Source organism: Neglectibacter sp. CSJ-5, from assembly GCF_032490475.1.
In the GTDB taxonomy this organism is placed as follows: Bacteria; Bacillota; Clostridia; order Oscillospirales; family Acutalibacteraceae; genus Hominenteromicrobium; species Hominenteromicrobium mulieris.
In genome coordinates this window covers 155,262-175,168 of record NZ_JAVYJC010000004.1, presented here as the reverse complement: position 1 = coordinate 175,168, position 19,907 = coordinate 155,262, and the positions used below count along the sequence as shown (strand labels likewise).

Genomic DNA, 19,907 nt, shown 5'->3' with positions numbered 1-19,907 from the left:
GGGAAGGAGGAAATTGTTTGGCAGCGTATATTCCCGTACCTCGTGACCTGACGAGGGTAAAAACAAAAGTGTTCTTCAATCTGACGAAACGGCAGTTACTTTGCTTTGGTGCGGCGGCGCTCATCGGAGTGCCGATTTTCTTTCTGGTCAAAGCAACCGGAAATGTGAGCCTTGCAGCACTGTCCATGATGATCGTCATGTTACCGTTGTTCTTTCTGGCAATGTATGAAAAGGATAGTCAGCCGTTGGAAGTGGTTGTAGAACACTTCATTCAGACCAAATTCGTTCGTCCAAAGGTTCGCCCTTATCAGACGGACAACTATTATGACGCTTTGATGCGTCAGTACAAACTGGAAAAGGAGGTTGAACGAATTGTTTTTCAAAAAGAAGCCACAGGCAAGAAACATCAAAATGCCTGCAAATCTGAATCGGAAGCAGCAGCGAGAAATTAAAGCTGTTGTGGAACGGGCAAAGAAGGACAACGGTATTCCGCAGACTGCACAGCAGTCCATTCCCTTTCAGAGAATGTTCCCGGATGGCATCTGCCGTGTCACTGACAGTTATTACACCAAGACCATTCAGTTTCAGGACATCAACTATCAGCTGGCACAGCAGGAAGATAAGACTGCCATCTTCGATGAGTGGTGCAGTTTCCTGAATTTCTTTGACAGCTCCATTCACTTTGAGCTTTCCTTTATGAACCTGAGTACCGATGCTGAAAGCTTTGAAAAGAGTATCCGTATCCCGTTCAAGAAGGACAGCTTCAATCCCGTCCGTGCCGAGTATAGCCAGATGCTGAAAAAGCAGTTGGCGCAGGGCAACAACGGCTTGACCAAAACCAAGTACCTGACATTCGGCATTGAAGCCGAATCCATGCGGCAGGCAAAGCCGAGACTCAACCATATCGAAAACGATCTGCTCAATAACTTTCGGCGTTTGGGTGTCATTGCCACTACCATGAACGGCAAAGAGCGGCTGCATCTGATGCACTCTATGTTCCACATGGGTGATAATGATAAGTTCTTCTTCGATTGGAAGTATCTTGTGGAATCCGGGCTGTCCGTAAAGGACTTCATTGCTCCGACGGCGTTTGCCTTTAAGACCAACCGCACCTTCCAGATGGGCAGTATCTTCGGTTCGATGTCTTATCTGGCAATTACGGCATCAGACCTGTCTGATCGTATGCTGGCGGATTTTCTGGATATGGAATCCACGCAGATCGTGACCATGCACATCCAGTCGGTTGACCAGACTGCGGCGATTAAGACCATCAAGAGAATCATCACCGAGCTTGACCGTTCCAAAATCGAGGAACAGAAAAAGGCTGTGCGTTCTGGCTATGACATGGACATTATCCCATCTGACCTTGCTACCTATGGTAAAGATGCGAAGTCACTTCTGAAAGAATTGCAGAGCCAGAATGAGCGAATGTTCATGGTGACATTTCTGGTGCTGAACACCGGGCGCACCGAGCAGGAACTGGAGAACAATGTGTTCCAGGCACAGAGCATCGCCCAGAAGCATAACTGCAATCTGCGTCGTTTGGATTTTCAGCAGGAATCCGGACTGATGAGCAGCCTGCCTTTGGCACAAAACCTGATTGAGATTCGTCGTGGCCTGACTACCAGTTCCACGGCTATTTTTGTGCCTTTCACCACGCAGGAGCTGTTCCAGAATGGTGGAGAAACGCTCTATTACGGGCTGAATGCTCTGTCGAACAACCTTATCATGGTGGACAGAAAGAAGCTCAAGAACCCCAACGGACTGATTCTGGGTACTCCCGGTTCCGGTAAATCCTTTTCCGCAAAGCGTGAAATCACCAATGCGTTCCTGGTTACGGATGACGATATTATCATCTGCGACCCCGAAGCGGAATATGCGGCTCTGGTTCACAAGTTCAATGGTCAGGTGGTAAAAATCAGCTCCTCCAGTACCAACTATATCAACCCTATGGACATCAACCTGAACTACTCTGAGGATGACAACCCGGTAGCACTGAAAGCTGATTTTATCCTGTCCCTCTGTGAGTTGATTATGGGCAGTAAGGATGGCTTGCAGCCTATCGAAAAGACGGTTATCGACCGTTGTGTGCATCAGATTTACCAGAGATATTTCGACAATCCTGCCCCTGAGAATATGCCGATCCTTGAGGATTTGTATGATGCCCTTCTGAAACAGGACGAAAAGGAAGCCCACCATGTAGCGACCGCCTTGGAAATCTATGTTAAGGGTTCTCTGAAACTGTTTAACAACAGAACCAATGTGGATATTCAGAATCGTCTGGTGTGCTTCGACATTAAGGAGCTGGGCAATCAGCTGAAAAAAATCGGTATGCTGATCGTTCAGGATCAGGTCTGGGGGCGTGTAACTGCCAACCGTTCTGCCGGTAAATCGACCAGATATTATATTGACGAGTTCCATCTGCTTCTGAAGGAAGAACAGACGGCAACCTATTCCGTAGAAATCTGGAAGCGATTCCGTAAATGGGGCGGCTTGCCGACCGGTATTACTCAGAATGTCAAAGACCTGCTTCGTTCCCCGGAGATTGCCAACATCCTCGAAAACTCTGATTTCATCTATATGCTGAATCAGGCAAGCGATGACCGAAGTATTCTGGCACAGCGGTTGAACATTTCGCCGCATCAGCTGTCCTATGTAACCAACTCCGGTGAGGGCGAAGGACTTCTGTTCTATGGCAATGTGATTCTGCCGTTCATTGACCGATTCCCGACAGATCTGGAACTGTATCGCATTATGACCACGAAGTTAAACGAGGTGGCACAGGAAAAGGAGGCGTAATGTATGGCGAAAAGACCTACACGACTCCGTTTTACCGAAGATGACCTTGCAGATTCTCATGTGAAGAAAGCTGCCGACCGTGCAGATAAGGCGGTTGATAGGGCTGAAAAAGCGGCAGACAAATTGGCTTCTAAAAAGGCAAAGCCGAAGCTAAAGCTGGAAACAGATGCAGCCGGTTCCCGTAAAGCAAAGCTCCGTTTTGAAAAAGCGGAGTTTACGGAAATCGAGCGCCCATCTGTGGCAAAGCACATGGCAAGCCGTGGTGCCGCAGTCACGCTCACATCCAAAGCACATCGGGCGGTGTCAGAATATGAGGATGATAATATCGGCGTTCAGGCTGTGCAGGAAACGACCAAGGCTGTTGAATCCACTGTCTATACCGTCGATCATGCCGTTTACAGTCACAAGCTGAAAGCCTACGACAAGGCGGAAAAGCTGGTTGAGAAGTCAGATAAAGCAAATGTAAATGCCCTGTATGAGAAGTTCAAAAAGGACAACCCCGATGCCGGTTCCAATCCCTTTTCCCGTTGGCAACAGAAAAGGGCAATCAAGAAAGAATATGCTGCCGCCAAAGCCGGTAAGAATACCGCTTCGACAACGGCTTCTGCATCTAAGGGTGCAGGCAAGGCAACGGGCAAAGCAGCTCAGGGAGCCAAGAACATCACAGAAAGAGTAACGGAGTTCTGCACCACACACTCTAAAACGATTCTGTTTGTTTTGATTGCCGGACTGCTTTTTATGATACTCTCAGGGATGTTCTCGTCTTGTTCGGCTATGTTCCAAGGCGGCACACAGATCATTCTGGGAACTTCTTTTACTGCAAAAGAGGAAGATATTATTGGTGCGGACAATGATTACAAGGCTTTGGAAGCTGCGCTCCGCAATAAAATCAATAATATCGAGCGTACTCATAGCGGATATGACGAGTACCGGTATGACCTTGATGAAATCAACCACAATCCTTATGAGCTGGCGGCGTATTTGACGGTGAAGTTTGAGGATTACACCAGAGATGAGGTGCAGGCTACCCTGCAATGGCTATTTGAGCAACAATATGAGCTGACCCTGACGGAAGTAGTAGAGATTCGTACACGAACAACATCTTCTACTGATCCCGAAACGGGAGAGACAACAACAGAGGAAGAAGATTACGAATATTATATTCTGAATGTGAAGCTCAGAAATAAGGGCTTGAACAGTGTGATTTCAAATTCCGGCTTGTCGGAAGATGATATGGAGCGATATAGAATTTTGCTTCAGACAAGGGGCAACAGACCGGATATTTTCGGAAATGACATTTACGCCACCCCTGGCGGCGAGTACACCGATTATGATATTCCGGGCGAAGCGCTGACAGACACAAGATTTGCCAATATGATTCGGGAAGCTGAAAAATATCTGGGATACCCGTATGTGTGGGGCGGCAGCAGCCCGTCTACCTCCTTTGACTGCTCCGGATTTGTTTCCTATGTAATCAATCACTGCGGAAACGGTTGGAGTGTTGGTCGTTTGACCGCAAACGGTTTGATGGGCGTATGCGACATTATCCCGAAAAGCTCTGCCAAACCGGGAGATTTGATTTTCTTCCAAGGCACTTATGATACCTCCGGTGCATCACACGTTGGTATCTATGTTGGCAATGGTATGATGATCCACTGCGGAAACCCCATTTCCTACGCTTCTATCGAATCGAATTACTGGCAACAGCATTTTTACTGCTTCGGCAGAATCAGAAACTAAAGGAGGGATGGCGATTGAGTGCCAAGTTAGACAGAATAGGTGCAGACCTTGAAAAAGCCCGTAAGAAACGGGCAGAATGGGATGCTAAGGTGAAAGACCTGGAACGCAGATACCGTGAGGAGGAAAATTCCGAAATCCATGAGATGGTTCATGCTGCGAACCTGAATCCCGAACAGCTTTCCGAGCTGCTCCGTATGTTTGCTGCGGATATGGCTCCGAAGCCTGATACGATCAATACTATGAATGAGGAGGAAACGCAGAATGAGATTTAAGAAAATTGGAGCCGCATTGCTGGCGTGTGCAATGTGTTTTGGCGTGTTTTCTACAACGGCATTTGCCTATGTAGATGAAAGCGTAGCGACTGAAGAACCTGCGGTCGAAGAAAAAGTTCCCGAAACAGAGCCGGAGGAGCCGATGCTACCGCTTACTCCCGACGGCAATCTGACTTTGGTTGATGACGCTGGCTCGCCTACGAAAAGCGGAAAGCAGTTCATTACCGCTGTAACCAAAAACGGAAACTACTTCTATATCATCATTGACCGTGATGATAAGGGCGAGGAAACCGTGCATTTTCTGAATCAGGTGGATGAAGCCGACCTGCTCAAGCTGATGGACGAGGAAGAAGTTGCAGAGTTCACCAAGCCGGTTGAGGAAACAAAGCCGGAAGTAGTTGAAACAGTTCCTGAAATTACAGAACCGACACCGGAGGAAAAGCCGAAATCCACAAATATGCTCCCGGCGATTCTTACTCTGATTGTGCTTGCCTGTGGTGGTGGATTCTTCGTATTTAAGAAAGTCCAGGAAAAGAAGAAGGCACAGGAAGCGGCAAAGCCTGACCCAGATGCTGATTATGTGGACGATGACGAGGACTATGGGTACGATCCGGAGTTTGAGGACGACGATGAAGATAGCTCCGTCGATGAAGATGATAATGAACCTGTGTAAACAGGATAGGCTTGATGCCTGGGGCAGCCTTCGGGTTGCCTTTACATAGTTTCCGCTTTCAAAAAATAAAAAAATTTGCGTTTTTGAAAGTGACATCTTGCATATACTATTAGCAGACAGTATAATAAGTACAGCGAAGCGGTTTCGAGAAATGAAAAAACTTCAATTTTTGAAAGCGGGTGACTATATGAAAACAATCACGAGAGCAAAATATCTCGATAGAATCATTGAACTGAATGGTACTCCTGACATCAAGATCATCACGGGCATTCGTCGATCTGGTAAGTCCAAATTGATGCAGGCGTATATTGCGTATCTGAAAAGCAATTTTGAAAACATCAATATTATCTTCATCGACTTCATGGATTTGGCGTATGAAGAAATCAAGGAATACCATGCCTTACACGCCTATGTGGAAGAACATTATCAGGAAGGAAAAACGAACTACCTGTTTGTAGACGAGGTTCAGATGTGTCCCAAGTTTGAGTTGGCAATCAATAGCCTGTACTCTAAGGGAAAATACGACATCTATGTAACAGGCTCTAATGCTTTCCTGTTGAGTGCAGATCTGGCAACTCTGTTTACCGGACGCTATATTGAAATTCATGTGTTTCCTTTCAGCTTCCAGGAATATTGCCAGTATTATGATGATATTAGTGACAAAGATAAGCTCTTTGATGAGTACGCTATCAAGGGCGGTTTAGCAGGTTCCTATGCTTATAGAACCGAAAAAGACAGAACAAACTATATCAAAGAGGTCTACGAAACGATTGTTACAAGGGATTTGGTACAGAAATATACTCTCCCGGACACTTTGGTTTTACAACGTCTGAGCGAGTTCCTTATGGATAATATCAGCAACCTGACTTCTCCGAATAAGGTCAGTCAGCTACTGACAGCAAATGAGACTCCAACCAATCATGTAACCGTCGGCAAGTACATTAAGTATTTGTGCAATGCTTTTGTATTTTATGATATTAAGAGATATGACATCCGAGGTAAGAAATACCTTGAAAGCTCTGAAAAGTTCTATTTGTGTGACAGCGGTATTCGATATGCAATACTGGGAAGCAGAAATATAGACTATGGCAGAGTATATGAAAACGTTGTTTGTATCGAGCTTCTTCGCCGTGGATATGATGTCTATGTCGGCAAGCTCTATCAAAAGGAAATCGACTTTGTTGCTCAGAGAGGTAGCGAAAAGATTTATATTCAGGTCAGCGACAACATTTCCGGGCAGGAAACATTTGAGAGAGAATGCTCTCCTCTGCTTCAGATTCGAGACGCTTATCCGAAAATGATTATTGCCAGAACCAAACATCCCCAATATAGCTATGAAGGAATCGAAATTCACGATATAGCCGATTGGTTGCTACAAGAATAAGCAAGGTGAAATATCTCCGTCATTCTCTTTTGAAATGATGGAGATATTTTTATTATGACGGAGATTGTAGAACAGAAAATTGTATCAGGTTGCAAAAATCCTTTCCGAACTTTTTACATAGCAGTCATGCACTACGGTGTGTGGCTGCTTATTTTTTTGTGAAAGGAGCAGATGCAAATGAAATTAGTTTTGGCTGAAAAGCCTTCGGTTGCACAGAGTATTGCCAAAGTGTTAGGTGCTGCCAAGCGTGAGGATGGCTACTTAGAGGGAAACGGATATGTGGTCAGCTGGTGTGTAGGGCATTTGGTGGAGCTGGCACAGCCGGAAGTCTATGATGCGAAGTACAGCAAATGGGCTTATGCAGACCTTCCTATCTTCCCGATGGACTGGCAGTATGAGGTTTCTGCCGGTACGAAAAAACAGTTTGGGATTCTGAAAAAGCTCATGGCCAGAGAAGATGTTGCGAGTCTTGTGTGTGCAACAGATGCCGGTCGTGAGGGCGAGCTGATCTTTCGGTTGGTGTACCACAAAGCCGGGTGCAGAAAGCCGTTTGAGCGGCTTTGGATTTCCTCGATGGAAGATGTAGCAATCAAGGAGGGCTTTGAAAATCTCAGGTCTGGAACGGAATATGATGCTTTGTATGAAGCAGCACTGTGTCGAGAACGAGCCGACTGGATTGTTGGTATTAACGCTACTCGACTTTTTTCGACCCTTTACGGGCAGACCCTGAATGTTGGTCGTGTTATGACCCCTACCCTTGCTATGGCTGTTATGCGAGAAGCTGCCATTTCCGCATTCAAGCCTGAACTGTTCTACACAGTTCAGATTGGATTGGATGGTTTTACGGCTGCAAGCGAACGCTTCAAAACCAAGGCAGCAGCCGAAGCTGTCAAACAAAGCTGTTCGGTGGCAATCGTTCAGAAAGCTGAATGTAAGGAGAAAACAGAAAAGCCGCCTGCGCTCTATGACCTGACCAGTTTACAGAGAGAAGCCAACCGTGTGCTTGGCTACACGGCACAGCAGACCTTGGACTACACGCAGAACCTCTATGAAAAGAAACTGGTCACTTATCCCCGTACCGACAGCAGGTTTCTGACGGAAGATATGGCACATAGCCTGACCGACCTCGTAAAGCTGGCTTTCCACACATTCCCCGTGGAGGATGTGGATAACATACCAGTTCATGCAGAGCAGGTTGTGAATAACAAAAAGGTCACAGATCACCATGCCATCATTCCGACCAGAGAATTGCAGAAATGCAATCTGAGCGAACTTCCCAAGGGTGAACTTGCAATTTTGCAACTGATCTCGAATCGGTTGTGCGTAGCTGTTGGCGATCCGCACCGATACGCAGAGACAGTTATTGAGCTGGACTGTGGCGGTACCGTGTTTTCCACCAAAGGCAAAACTGTTGTGCAGGATGGATGGAAAGCTCTGGTTCAGAAAAATGATTCGACAAAATCCGACGAAAACGTGCAGACACTCCCTTCTGTTTCCGTTGGTGACGAAATGACCGTCAGCGGCACGGAAATCAAGGAAGGGAAAACATCTCCCCCTAAACACTTTACCGAGGATACTCTGCTTTCTGCTATGGAAACTGCCGGTGCGGACGAAATGCCTGATGAGGTGGAGCGCAAAGGTTTGGGAACGCCTGCGACCCGTGCCGGTATCATTGAGAAGCTGGTTCGCATCGGTTTTCTGGAGCGTAAGGGTGATAAGAAAACCAAACACCTGATTCCGACCCACAAGGGTACGGCTCTGGTAACAGTCATGCCGGAACAGATTCAGTCCCCATCCATGACGGCGGATTGGGAAGAAAAATTGTTGCTCATTGAGAAAGGCGAATATGCCAGCGAGGACTTTATGGACGAGATCAAAGATGTGATTGCCGGTCTGATTCAGAACTATGAAGTAATCCGTGATTCCGAGGTTATGATGTCGAAAGAAGCCAATTCTATCGGCAAATGCCCGCTCTGCGGCAGTGCTGTAGAGGACAAAGCCAAGGCATTTTTCTGTTCCAACAGAGCTTGCAAATTTGCCCTCTGGAAAAACAATCGCTACTTTGCGAGCATCGGCAAGAGCATGACTTCTGCCACGGCGCAGAAATTGCTTGGTTCCGGCAAGGTAAAGCTCAAGAATTGCAAGTCCGAAAGAACGGGCAACACCTTTGATGCCACCGTCTTTATGGAGGTATCAGATGATGGCAAAACGAAGTTCAGTATGGAATTTGAAAATGGAGGAAAGCGCAAATGACAAATGAGTACAACCCGGATGGTAAGGAAATCCGATTTATCGACAGCCATTATAAGGATTTGTTTCATATCCCCGATGGCAGCTGTGTGCAGATTCACTACCCGGATGAAATGGTTGTGAAGCCCTGCACCTTCATTGACGAGTATCATACGCAGATCGGATACAATGTGTTTCATATCTGCCAGTTTGCAGAAATTATGGAGCGCAACGGCGCAAGCTATATGCCGGAGCCTGAGATTATGGGCGATGAAGCCGCATGGAAGGTCGGAAAGGATAGAATCCTTGCGGTGCAGACCTGCGAAGATGGTTACGACTACACCCTGTTGGATGAAAACTACAACGAGATTGATGGCGGTCAGGTTGATAACCCTGAACTGTCCATGCTCGAAGTCCGCCGGGATATTCTGGAATCCTTCGGGCTGGAGCGCCGGGAACTGCGGGCAATGTTCTATGAGGATGTCATGGAGCAGGCTTTTGAAGTCGGCAGACAGGCGGTGGTGGTCAATGACCCTATCGCTGAGCTTGCTTTTAAGCTCGACCGTTTTGCAGAGAACTTCGACCCCTATGAATATATGGATCAGGTCGATGATGTGCAGGCGCATATCCAAGAAATCAAGGCAGATCTTGCCGCTGGTAATACGGCTCCGTATCGTGAGTTCCTGAATACAGCCATTGAAGAAGCCCGTGAGGAAACTGCGGTTGAGGTTGCCAAAGTGCTGAAAAGTCAGCTGGATAAGCTCGACTCTCCGAAGCGTGAGTCGGTCATGGAAAAACTGGCACAGGCCGCAGAAAAAGCTGCGCCTGCCAGTCCCTCTCCCAAACGCAAAGAGCCTGAACGATAAGGAGGACACGGATATGAAAAACGAAAAATGGGATGATGTTCACGGAAATACCACCCCGGATGACAGAATGGTTGCTTTTCTGGAAAGCCCCACGGATTCCTATGCGATTCTTCAGCTGCGGGAAGATGTAGACGATAATATCCCGCTCATGTTTGCAAATTACAGCTACCTTCAGAAGAAAGAAATGGAGCCTGAGATTGACCGTTACGAGGTGGTCTATCATGGCTCCATTTCTATGTCCGAGGATGTGAATCGGCAGCTGGAAGATTTGTATGTAAAGTTCAATATTGACCACCCGGATGATTTCCGTGGTCACAGTATGTCGGTCAGCGACATCGTAGCCTTAAAGGTAGTCGGTGAGGTATCCTTTCACTATGTAGATTCTGTTGGGTTTCAGAAGCTGGAAAACTTTATGAAGTCCGAAAACTACCTGAAAAACGCAGAGATGGCAATGGAAGATGATTATGGGATGATTGACGGTATCATCAATAACGGAAAAGCGTCCGGATTAGAGGAACGTCCTTCGGTGTTGGAGCAGTTAAAGGAAAAGCCCGTGCCGGATGTTTCCCATAAGCCGCCCAAGAGCCACCCGGAAAGGGAGATTGAATGATGGATTTCACACAGGATGAGCGGAACATGATGATGCTTTACAGCCCTGGCACAAGGTCAGGGCTGTGTGAAGCACTGACACTGATGAAGGAACAGCTTTCGGAGGACGAGTCAGAGCTTTTTGCTTTGGCAGACTCGGTTCTCCGTAAAGTTTCAGCCATGGACGATGCCGCCTTTGAGAAGCTGAACCTTTATCCGGATTGATAGGATTGGAGGGATACAATGAACGCAAAAGAGCGATTTTATTCCGGATTAGCAAAAGAAACGATTGGGAAAATCACCTCGAACACAGATAACTGGACTTCGTTTTTGAGAACGATGTCCCGCAACTATGAGTTCACCTATCCGGAACAGGTGATGATTTATGCTCAGCGCCCCAATGCGACCTTTTGCAAGCCCTATGAGGACTGGAACGCTGAAAATTACCGCAGATATGTAAAGCGTGGCTCTACCGGCATTGCTCTGTTTGTGATGAACAGGGATAAACCGTATCTGCGCTATGTGTTTGATGTGGCGGATACCGGCGTTCGCCGTTCTTCCCCGGAACTGAAACCGTGGGAGGTGACGCCTGAAAACCGCTCCTATGTCATGGAAGCGATGGAGCGTACCTTCGGTGTTGCCGCTGACGGGGTACTGGAAGCACAGCTTGAAGATATTGCATCCGCACTGGCGGCTGAGTATTGGGACGATTACAAAAAGCAGTTCCTCGACATCGTTGCCAACAGCTTCCTTGAGGAGTATGATGAACTCAACATCGAAGTAGCTTTCAAAAATGCGGTGGCAAACAGCGTATCCTATACGATGTATTGCCGGTTCGTGGAAAGTCCCGACAACTACTTCGAGCATGAGGATTTCCAGAAGGTGTTTGATTTTAACACCAGACAGACGGTAAATGCCCTTGGTACTGCGGTGAATGCCATCAGCACAAGGATGTTTCAGGAAATCGAAAAAGCGATTGGAGAACATGAGCAGATTAAAGCTACCGAAAGGAGTACAGATTATGAGCGAGATGACTTACAGACAGGCCGGAGATTATCAGATTCCGAACCTTCAGTTGGAGAACGAGGGAGAGAAACCTCTGGGCAAGTACGGCAGGATGCGTCGAGCATTTTTGGAACAGAACAATCCGATGCTCCTGAACGACATGATTCTGACGGAGAGCCTGTTCCCGCACCTGTGGGAGATCGAGGAAACAGCGAAAGCCAGAGTGGAGTTTCTGATGGAGCAGTACCTGAAGGACAGCCCCGCACCGGACAAGGAAACGCAGCAGATGGCGTGGGTGCAGCACATGAACAGCCTGAAAGCACAGGCGGAGGAAGTCGTGATGACGGAGCTTATCAACAGCTGAGTCTGAACCTTTTCCTCTCCGAAAATGAACAAATCAGTTTTATCGACCGAGCAGAGAGCTTTACGCCCTCTGCTTTTTCTTTTGCCCAGGAAGAAATCGACCACTTCCTTCTGCTTGGTAGCAATACCGATGAAGCCCGAAAAGTCGTAGCGCTGGAATATATGAAGCAGAAGCCGTTGGAAGAAATCGTTCAGACCTTAAAGCAGGTCTATCACGGCGGCTATGGTCTGAAAGAAGATAGCGGGAATATCTGTGCGTGGTATGCCGAGGACGGTATCCACCTTGCCAAAGGTTCCTCTGCCATTGACAGCCCCAGAGCGCAGATCGTTTCTTGGGAAACGGTTGCCGAGCGCATTGGAGAACTGCTTGAAAATGGTCGGTTCGCAACTAATGTGGAACTGGTAGAAGCATCCGGATATGAGCGTCAGAAGTTGGCAGAATCCCTGTGGCATCTTTATCACGATTTGAGTGAAGAAGCCCGTTCCAGCAACTATCTGGCAATTCTTCATCAGGAACCGTTTCGTGGTTTCCCTGACGAAACCGCAGACTTGGCTGAAAAGTTGGATGACCCTCGTTTCCACGCAACCTTGGTACAGCAGTATTCGGAATTTAGAAAAACCCTTGCGGAAAATCCCGATCTGCTTCGTTTTCACTATCACAAGCTGAATCTCATTCAGAAACAGCTGTATGAGTTGAATATGCCTTTGCGTGAGTATCAGACCGATATGATGCAGATGCCCCTTGTCCGCCAGTTCATTACGGATGATGAAGTCAATGCAGACTTGACCCGTGGAAGCGGCTTTTCCGGTGGTAAAGCCCGTATTTATAACTACTGGCAGGAGAATCATTCTGCCAAGGAAAAGATGGACTTCCTGAAGCATGAATACGGAACCGGTGGTCATTCCCATGCCTGCTCTGGTGCAACGCACAGCGGTCAGGATCACGATGCCAAGGGTGTTGCTTACACCAAGAGCGGTTGCGATAAATTGCAGATGTCCTGGGCGCAGGTGGTGCAGAGAATCGACGGTCTGATACGAAAGGGACGCTACCTCAGCCCGGAGGAAGAAGCGGAACGACAGGCTATCGAAGAAGCTAAAACTGATCCGTTGGAAGATGTTTATGACCGTTTCGCAGTGATTGATACCGAGGATGGCGAGTATGCGATCTGGGATAATCAGACCGATGACTACTATGTAGACCCGGAAGGCGTTACGGAATACTTCACGGACGAATGGCTTGCCAATGACTATTTGGAGGAAGTTCGTCAGTCCGTAGCTGCGATGGAGTCGGTTCAGCCAGAAGCGCCTGTGGCAGAGCCTGCCGAAGTTGTGGAAGCATCTGCTTCCGAGGAACCGAAATGGAATTATCAGGTCGGTGACACGGTATATCTGGACGATACAGCTTTCCGTGTGGAGCAGATCACGGACAGAGAAGTTCAGCTGCGTGACCCTACGCTTGCTTATCCCATCTTCCGTGCCGAGAATCGTGAGAATTTCGAGCGTATGCTCTCTCAGGACGAAAGAAACCATGCGGTAAGGGTTGATGCCCAAACCGAAGAAAAGCCCGTTACAGAGGATTTTCTGGGCAAAACCGAACCGAGGGACTACACCCCTGAGTATCAGCTGTTAGACCGTCTGCGTATGGACTGCGAATACTTCCTTGGTGCAGGACAGCACAGCGAAAAGCATCTGTGGGCAGGCAACCGCCATGCACAGATTGCCAAGATGCGTGAGCTGTATGAAATGATTCCCGACAAACCAGAATGGCTGACACCTGAGATGATTAACAGCTACGAGGAGCGCATGGCTCCCCGCTATCTGGTTGCCGCCTACCATCACTTTGAAAACGGCTTCGATGATAAACTGGACTACTACACTCTGGAAGAAGCGGAAAAAGCTGCCCAGGGCTATGTGGACGGAACCATGGAGGATGACGGATTCAAGTACGATGGTGCTGCCGTTTACGATCAGCAGGAGCATAAGTGCATCCGTATCTATGGGGACTACCCTGACGAAAAGGCACACGCACAGGTCAGAGCCAGTGCGGAACCCGAACAGCAGGAACCGGAACACTTCATCGATCATTTTTATGTTGCCGAGGACATTCAGAAGCGGGGTGCGCTGGACATCAAGGAATACAGTTCCTTTGATGATGCCCTGCGAGCCTACTATGCACTTCCTGACACGCAGAGAAAAGCCCTGGGTGCAATGAATACCAGAGATCTGCCGGGTAGTCTGGACTTCGTACAGTGCGTAGATGGAAAGGACACCATCATTCAGGATTATGCCCAGGTGGACGGATGGCAGAATGCCGAAGTCATGGACATTATCGCTCAGCTTGAGCAGTCCATCACCACCAGAGAAATCCCACCTGTTCCTGCGGTGAACTTCCACATCACGGATGACAACATCGGTGAAGGTGGACCGAAGCAGAAATTCGCAAGAAACATCGCAGCCATTGAAACTCTGTTCAAACTGGAAAGCGAGAACAGGAACGCCACTACCGAAGAACAGGAGATTTTGTCGAATTATGTCGGTTGGGGCGGTCTGGCAGATGCCTTTGACCCGGACAAGGGAAATTGGGCGAAGGAGTATCAGACACTGAAAAACCTGCTTTCCGAAGATGAATATGCTGCGGCAAGAGCTTCCACCCTGAACGCACATTACACCAGCCCTACGGTCATTCGCTCCATCTACGATGCGGTCGGACAGATGGGCTTTGAAACAGGAAATATTCTGGAGCCTGCTATGGGTATCGGCAACTTCTTTGGTATGCTCCCTCCTGAAATGCAGAGCAGCCGTTTGTATGGTGTGGAACTGGATTCCATCACCGGCAGAATTGCTCAGAAGCTCTATCCCAACGCAGAAATCAAAGTAGCCGGTTTTGAAACGACAGACCGCCGAGACTTTTACGATCTGGCTGTGGGTAATGTCCCTTTCGGCAACTACAAAGTGTCCGACAAGCCGTATGACAAGCTGGGATTCTCCATTCACAACTATTTCTTTGCCAAGGCTTTGGATCAGGTTCGTCCCGGTGGTGTGGTCGCTTTTGTGACAAGCCGTTACACCATGGATTCCAAGAACTCTGACGCAAGGCGATATATGGCGCAGAGGGCGGAACTGCTTGGTGCAATCCGTCTGCCAAACGATGCCTTTAAGAAAAACGCAGGCACGGAAGTCGTGTCCGACATCCTGTTCCTGCAAAAGCGTGACCATCCGATTGACATTGTACCGGAATGGGTAAACCTTGACCGCACCGAAGAAGGACACACCATGAACAGCTACTTTGTCGCTCATCCTGAAATGGTTCTGGGCGATACGGTGGAAGAAAGTACCGCCTACGGCATGGACATTACAGTGCGTCCCATTGAGGGCATGGAACTGTCCGAACTTCTGAAAGAAGCAGTTTCCCACATCCAAGGAACCTATCAGGCTGTGGAGCTTCCCGAAGCTGACAAGGGTAAGGAAATCGAAACCATTCCTGCAACCCCGGATGTAAAGAATTTCTCTTATACCGTGGTGGATGGCAATGTGTACTTCCGTGAAAACTCCCTGATGCGCCGTGTAGACCTGAATGAGAAAGCAAAAGACCGTGTGATGGGCATGGTGGAACTTCGTGGTATCGTCAACGAGCTGATCGAATATCAGCTTGAGGATTACCCGGATGAAATGATTACTCAGAAACAGGCAGAACTGAATGATGCCTACGATGCGTTTGCCGCAAAGAACGGGCTTATCAATAATCGAGCCAATGGTCAGGCATTTGCTGACGATTCCTCCTACTATCTCCTGTGTTCTCTGGAAAATGTGGATGAGGACGGCAATCTGAAAAGCAAGGCGGATATGTTCACCAAGCGAACCATCAAGCCGGAACGCAGAGTGACGAGCGTGGATACGCCGTCCGAAGCTCTGGCAATCTCTATCGGTGAGCGTGGCAAGGTGGATTTGCCGTTTATGGCACAGCTGCTTGGAACACCTGGAGAATACGATGCGATTCAGGCAGAGCTTCGAGGGGTGATCTTCAAAGACCCGATGGCTCCCGATGCTGTGGAAGTTGGATGGCAGACTGCCGATGATTACCTTTCCGGTGATGTAAGAAGCAAGCTGCGTGTCGCACAGATGGCGGCAGACAGGGATTCTTCCTTCCACATCAATGTGGAAGCCTTGCAGAAAGCACAGCCGAAGGACTTGGATGCGTCCGAGATTGATGTGCGTTTGGGTGCAACATGGATTGATGCCGATTATATTCAGCAGTTCATGGAGGAAACCTTTGAAACGCCGTATTACTTGCGCCGTTCCATTGAGGTCAAGTTCTCCGAGCTGACCGCAGAGTGGCGCATCAACGGTAAGAGTTCTCCCAACTACAACGATGTGGCGGCGTATGTCACCTACGGTACAGAGCGAGCCAACGCATATCGGATTCTGGAGGAAACGCTGAATCTGAAGGATATTCGTATCTATGATACGATTGAAGATGCAGATGGTAAGCAGAAGCGTGTCCTCAATAAAAAAGAAACTACCCTGGCACAGCAGAAACAGCAGGCAATCAAGGATGCGTTCCGAGATTGGATTTGGAGAGATCCGCACAGACGAGAAACCCTTTCCACCAAGTACAACGAACTTTTTAACTCCACCAGACCTCGTGAGTATGATGGCTCTCATATCCGTTTCGGCGGCATGAACCCGGATATTACCCTCCGTGAACACCAGAGAAATGCTATCGCTCATGTGCTATATGGTGGAAATACGCTGCTTGCACACGAAGTTGGTGCGGGCAAGACCTTCGAGATGGCTGCATCGGCTATGGAGAGTAAACGGCTTGGATTGAGCCAGAAATCCCTGTTCGTTGTGCCGAATCACTTGACCTTACAGTGGGCAAACGAGTTCCTGCACCTCTATCCGAGTGCCAAGCTCCTTGTTGCCACCAAGAAGGATTTTGAAACAGCAAACCGTAAGAAGTTCTGCGCTCGTATCGCAACGGGTGACTATGATGCAGTCATCATCGGTCACAGCCAGTTTGAAAAAATCCCGCTTTCTGCCGAACGACAGGAACGGCAGCTGCGGGAGCAGATTGATGAGATCGAGGGTGCGATTGCGGAGCTGAAATGGCAGCGTGGCGAAAACTTCACGATCAAGCAGATGGAGAAAACACGAAAATCATTGGAAGCCAGACTGGACAAGCTCCTTGCCGCTGACAAGAAAGATGATGTCATTACCTTTGAGCAGTTGGGTGTAGACCGGCTGTTTGTGGACGAAAGCCATGCGTTCAAGAATTTGTTCCTCTACACAAAAATGCGAAATGTGGCAGGTCTGTCCACCTCCGAAGCCCAGAAATCTTCGGATATGTTTATGAAGTGCCGCTATATGGATGAGCTGACCGGCGGGCGTGGTGTGATCTTTGCAACCGGTACTCCAGTAAGTAACTCGATGACCGAGCTTTATACGGTCATGCGCTATCTCCAGTACAGTACGCTCCAGCAAAAGAACCTGACCCATTTTGATTCCTGGGCATCGACCTTCGGAGAAACAACAACTGCGATTGAGCTTGCACCGGAGGGAACCGGCTATCGTGCCAGAACCCGATTTGCGAAGTTCTTCAACCTGCCTGAACTGATGAATATGTTCAAGGAGGTTGCCGACATCAAGACCTCTGACCAGTTGCATCTCCCTGTTCCCGAAGCAAAGTTTGAAACGGTTGTGGTTCAGCCCTCTGAGTACCAGAAGGATATGGTGGCTTCCCTTTCAGAGAGAGCAGCAGATGTTCATGCCGGTATTGTAGACCCGTCCGTCGATAATATGCTCAAGATTACCAGCGACGGACGAAAATTGGGACTGGATCAGCGGCTAATGAACACCCTGTTACCCGATGACCCTGACAGCAAGCTCAATGCCTGCGTGGGAAATATCCTGCGTATCTGGCAGGACGGTCAGGCTGACAAATTGACCCAGTTGGTGTTCTGCGACCTTAGCACACCGAAAAATGATGGAACCTTCAATGTCTATGATGATGTCAAAACCAAGCTGATTGCAAACGGTGTGCCTGCGGAAGAAGTTGCCTTTATCCATGATGCAGATACCGAGGCAAAGAAAAAAGACCTCTTTGCCAAGGTTCGTACCGGGCAGGTGCGAGTGCTTCTTGGCAGTACGCAAAAGATGGGTGCAGGAACCAACGTCCAGGACAAATTGGTGGCAGTTCACCACTTGGATGTGGGTTGGCGTCCGTCTGATATGACCCAGAGAAACGGTCGTATCATCCGTCAGGGCAACCGGAACAAAGAGGTTCAGGTGTATCAGTATGTGACCGAGGGAACCTTCGATGCCTACCTGTATCAGACCTTGGAAAACAAGCAGAAGTTTATTTCTCAGATTATGACCTCCAAATCACCGGTTCGCTCCTGTGACGATGTGGATGAGCAGGCGCTGTCCTATGCGGAGATCAAGGCGCTGTGTGCCGGCAATCCGCTTATCAAGGAAAAGATGGACTTGGACATTGATGTGGCAAGGCTGAAGGTGCTGAAAGCTGACCACCAGAGCCAGCAGTACCGTATGGAAGATAAGCTTCTGAAATACTTCCCGGCTGAGATTGAAAAGCAGACAGGCTATATTCATGGCTTTGAAGCTGATATTAAAACCGTGGAAGCACACCCGCAGATTGCCGATGGCTTTTGCGGCATGGAAATCATGGGCAAAGCCTACACCGAAAAGGCAGATGCCGGTGAAATCCTCCTTGCGGCTTGTAAGGACACGAAAAGTGCCGATCCGGTTCCTCTTGGCAGTTACCGTGGCTTTCAGATGGAGCTTTCGTTTGACAGTTTCCGGAACGAGTTCGATGTGACCCTGAAGGGCGCTGTGAGCCACAGAGTAGCCCTTGGAACGGACGCACGAGGAAATATCACCCGACTGGACAATGCCCTTGCAGGCATCCTTGAGCGCTTAGAACGAGCCAATGAGCAGTTGAATAATCTCTACAATCAGCAGGAAGCAGCCAAGGCGGAGGTTGGAAAACCGTTCCCGCAGGAAGCAGAGCTGACAGCCAAAAGTCAGCGACTGGCAGAACTGGATGCAGCCCTGAATATGGAGGACTCTGTGGAAAATCGTGACGAAAGAAGCGAGTCAGAGCGTCCTTCTGTGTTGGCTGATCTGAAATCCAAAGCGGAGCATATCCCGCCTGCAAAATACTCTGAAACCCGTGAGGAGGTGTTGTAATGGCAAAGCGAGATCAGGATGTTCATTTCCTTGCATCCAAGGAGGAGGTCGAGCGAATCCATGAGAAGATGGACGAGCTTGGCATCCGCAGCATGGGAGCCTATCTGCGGAAAATGGCTCTGGATGGTTACTGTATCAGACTGGATTTGCAGGATGTGAAAGCCCTGGTTTCGCTCCTGCGAATCTGCTCCAACAACCTGAACCAGTACGCAAAGCGAGCGAACGAAACAGGCAGCATCTATCGTGCTGACATTGAGGATTTGCAAAAACGGCTGGAGGAGATCTGGACGGACATGAGAGAAGTTCTTGTTCGCCTGTCCTCAATCCAGTAATCCGACAACTTGTTGGGAAGTCGCAGTTTCGGCTGCGGCTTTTACATAAGGGTTGACATCATTGCGTTATGGCAGATACCCTTGTACAATATAATTAAAAGAAAGGGGTTGAGCCTATGAAGCTGGTATTGAAGATATTGGCACTGCCGGTGCTGTTCGTTGTAAAAGTGATTTGCATTCTTGGAAATCTGCTTACAAATGTTGTGTCCTATGTAATTGGTTTATTGCTCTTGGTCATTGGCGGATCTGCGATTTACTGCATTGTAAAGGCTTTGTGGCAGTCCCTGCTTATTCTTGTGGTTCTTGGAATTGCGACAATAGCAGCGGTGTTCTTGCTCGTCTGGGCTGTTATGAAAGTCGAGAATATTGGAGAAAGTCTGGGAGCATTTATCAGGTCATAAGATAATATCAGAGAAAAGTCACCGACCGGTGGCTTTTTCTTTTTGGGAA

General features: G+C 48.4%; 15 protein-coding genes. 14 read left to right on the top strand and 1 reads right to left on the bottom strand.

The features are described from left to right. The first annotated feature begins 17 nt into the window (after positions 1-17). From R2K26_RS09715 to R2K26_RS09670, 10 genes are all read left to right on the top strand, one after another. Positions 18-452, top strand: coding sequence for a PrgI family protein (locus tag R2K26_RS09715; RefSeq protein ID WP_002304375.1), 435 nt, complete (start codon positions 18-20; stop codon positions 450-452). Next, positions 412-2,799 carry a VirB4-like conjugal transfer ATPase, CD1110 family gene (locus R2K26_RS09710; RefSeq protein ID WP_002588967.1) on the top strand — a complete coding sequence of 796 codons (2,388 nt, stop codon included), beginning with the start codon at positions 412-414 and terminating at the stop codon, positions 2,797-2,799. The genes R2K26_RS09715 and R2K26_RS09710 overlap by 41 nt, the downstream gene beginning before the upstream one ends. A gap of 3 nt (positions 2,800-2,802) precedes the next feature. Beyond that, entirely contained in the window at positions 2,803-4,539 is a 1,737-nt protein-coding gene (locus R2K26_RS09705) for a C40 family peptidase (RefSeq protein ID WP_002304377.1), read from the top strand. Between the two features lie 14 nt (positions 4,540-4,553). Continuing rightward, on the top strand, positions 4,554-4,811 hold the full coding sequence (locus R2K26_RS09700; RefSeq protein WP_002304378.1) for a DUF4315 family protein: 258 nt from the start codon (positions 4,554-4,556) through the stop codon (positions 4,809-4,811). After that, on the top strand, positions 4,801-5,484 hold the full coding sequence (locus R2K26_RS09695; RefSeq protein WP_002578950.1) for a DUF4366 domain-containing protein: 684 nt from the start codon (positions 4,801-4,803) through the stop codon (positions 5,482-5,484). Before R2K26_RS09700 ends, R2K26_RS09695 begins: the two co-directional genes overlap by 11 nt. A gap of 151 nt (positions 5,485-5,635) precedes the next feature. Further along, positions 5,636-6,868, top strand: a complete 1,233-nt coding sequence (locus R2K26_RS09690) for an ATP-binding protein (protein WP_002304383.1) — start codon at positions 5,636-5,638, stop codon at positions 6,866-6,868. A gap of 177 nt (positions 6,869-7,045) precedes the next feature. Continuing rightward, positions 7,046-9,121, top strand: a complete 2,076-nt coding sequence (locus tag R2K26_RS09685; RefSeq protein WP_002578949.1) for a DNA topoisomerase 3 — start codon at positions 7,046-7,048, stop codon at positions 9,119-9,121. Beyond that, on the top strand, positions 9,118-9,963 hold the full coding sequence (locus R2K26_RS09680; protein WP_002304387.1) for an LPD16 domain-containing protein: 846 nt from the start codon (positions 9,118-9,120) through the stop codon (positions 9,961-9,963). Before R2K26_RS09685 ends, R2K26_RS09680 begins: the two co-directional genes overlap by 4 nt. A gap of 13 nt (positions 9,964-9,976) precedes the next feature. Next, on the top strand, positions 9,977-10,573 hold the full coding sequence (locus tag R2K26_RS09675; RefSeq protein WP_002304389.1) for a YodL domain-containing protein: 597 nt from the start codon (positions 9,977-9,979) through the stop codon (positions 10,571-10,573). Next, the gene (locus tag R2K26_RS09670) at positions 10,570-10,776 is read left to right on the top strand and encodes a transposon-transfer assisting family protein (RefSeq protein WP_002578948.1); all 207 of its coding nucleotides are present in this window, start codon (positions 10,570-10,572) and stop codon (positions 10,774-10,776) included. The genes R2K26_RS09675 and R2K26_RS09670 overlap by 4 nt, the downstream gene beginning before the upstream one ends. Before the next feature lie 48 nt (positions 10,777-10,824). Here R2K26_RS09670 and R2K26_RS09665 read toward each other — a convergent pair whose 3' ends face one another. Then, entirely contained in the window at positions 10,825-11,538 is a 714-nt protein-coding gene (locus tag R2K26_RS09665) for a hypothetical protein (protein WP_021632746.1), read from the bottom strand. A gap of 43 nt (positions 11,539-11,581) precedes the next feature. On the opposite strand from R2K26_RS09665, the gene R2K26_RS09660 reads away from it, so the two are divergent. The 4 genes from R2K26_RS09660 to R2K26_RS09645 all read left to right on the top strand — a co-directional run bounded on the left by R2K26_RS09660 (position 11,582) and on the right by R2K26_RS09645 (position 19,858). Next, complete coding sequence (locus R2K26_RS09660; RefSeq protein ID WP_118199520.1) at positions 11,582-11,920, top strand: TnpV protein; 339 nt, start codon at positions 11,582-11,584, stop codon at positions 11,918-11,920. 161 nt (positions 11,921-12,081) lie between these two features. Further along, complete coding sequence (locus R2K26_RS09655) at positions 12,082-19,125, top strand: LPD11 domain-containing protein (protein ID WP_227612560.1); 7,044 nt, start codon at positions 12,082-12,084, stop codon at positions 19,123-19,125. Continuing rightward, complete coding sequence (locus R2K26_RS09650; RefSeq protein ID WP_002578947.1) at positions 19,125-19,457, top strand: plasmid mobilization protein; 333 nt, start codon at positions 19,125-19,127, stop codon at positions 19,455-19,457. The genes R2K26_RS09655 and R2K26_RS09650 overlap by 1 nt, the downstream gene beginning before the upstream one ends. 116 nt (positions 19,458-19,573) lie before the next feature. Further along, entirely contained in the window at positions 19,574-19,858 is a 285-nt protein-coding gene (locus tag R2K26_RS09645) for a hypothetical protein (protein ID WP_002578946.1), read from the top strand. The last annotated feature ends 49 nt before the right edge of the window (positions 19,859-19,907 follow it).

Coding starts and splice junctions, on each gene's coding strand:
- R2K26_RS09665 (WP_021632746.1), bottom strand. CDS start 11,538: ATGTTCTCCAATCGCTTTTTCGATTTCCTGAAACATCCTTGTGCTGAT.
- R2K26_RS09680 (WP_002304387.1), top strand. CDS start 9,118: ATGACAAATGAGTACAACCCGGATGGTAAGGAAATCCGATTTATCGAC.
- R2K26_RS09670 (WP_002578948.1), top strand. CDS start 10,570: ATGATGGATTTCACACAGGATGAGCGGAACATGATGATGCTTTACAGC.
- R2K26_RS09650 (WP_002578947.1), top strand. CDS start 19,125: ATGGCAAAGCGAGATCAGGATGTTCATTTCCTTGCATCCAAGGAGGAG.
- R2K26_RS09660 (WP_118199520.1), top strand. CDS start 11,582: ATGACTTACAGACAGGCCGGAGATTATCAGATTCCGAACCTTCAGTTG.
- R2K26_RS09705 (WP_002304377.1), top strand. CDS start 2,803: ATGGCGAAAAGACCTACACGACTCCGTTTTACCGAAGATGACCTTGCA.
- R2K26_RS09690 (WP_002304383.1), top strand. CDS start 5,636: ATGAAAAAACTTCAATTTTTGAAAGCGGGTGACTATATGAAAACAATC.
- R2K26_RS09685 (WP_002578949.1), top strand. CDS start 7,046: ATGAAATTAGTTTTGGCTGAAAAGCCTTCGGTTGCACAGAGTATTGCC.
- R2K26_RS09710 (WP_002588967.1), top strand. CDS start 412: ATGCCTGCAAATCTGAATCGGAAGCAGCAGCGAGAAATTAAAGCTGTT.
- R2K26_RS09675 (WP_002304389.1), top strand. CDS start 9,977: ATGAAAAACGAAAAATGGGATGATGTTCACGGAAATACCACCCCGGAT.
- R2K26_RS09695 (WP_002578950.1), top strand. CDS start 4,801: ATGAGATTTAAGAAAATTGGAGCCGCATTGCTGGCGTGTGCAATGTGT.
- R2K26_RS09645 (WP_002578946.1), top strand. CDS start 19,574: ATGAAGCTGGTATTGAAGATATTGGCACTGCCGGTGCTGTTCGTTGTA.
- R2K26_RS09655 (WP_227612560.1), top strand. CDS start 12,082: ATGAAGCAGAAGCCGTTGGAAGAAATCGTTCAGACCTTAAAGCAGGTC.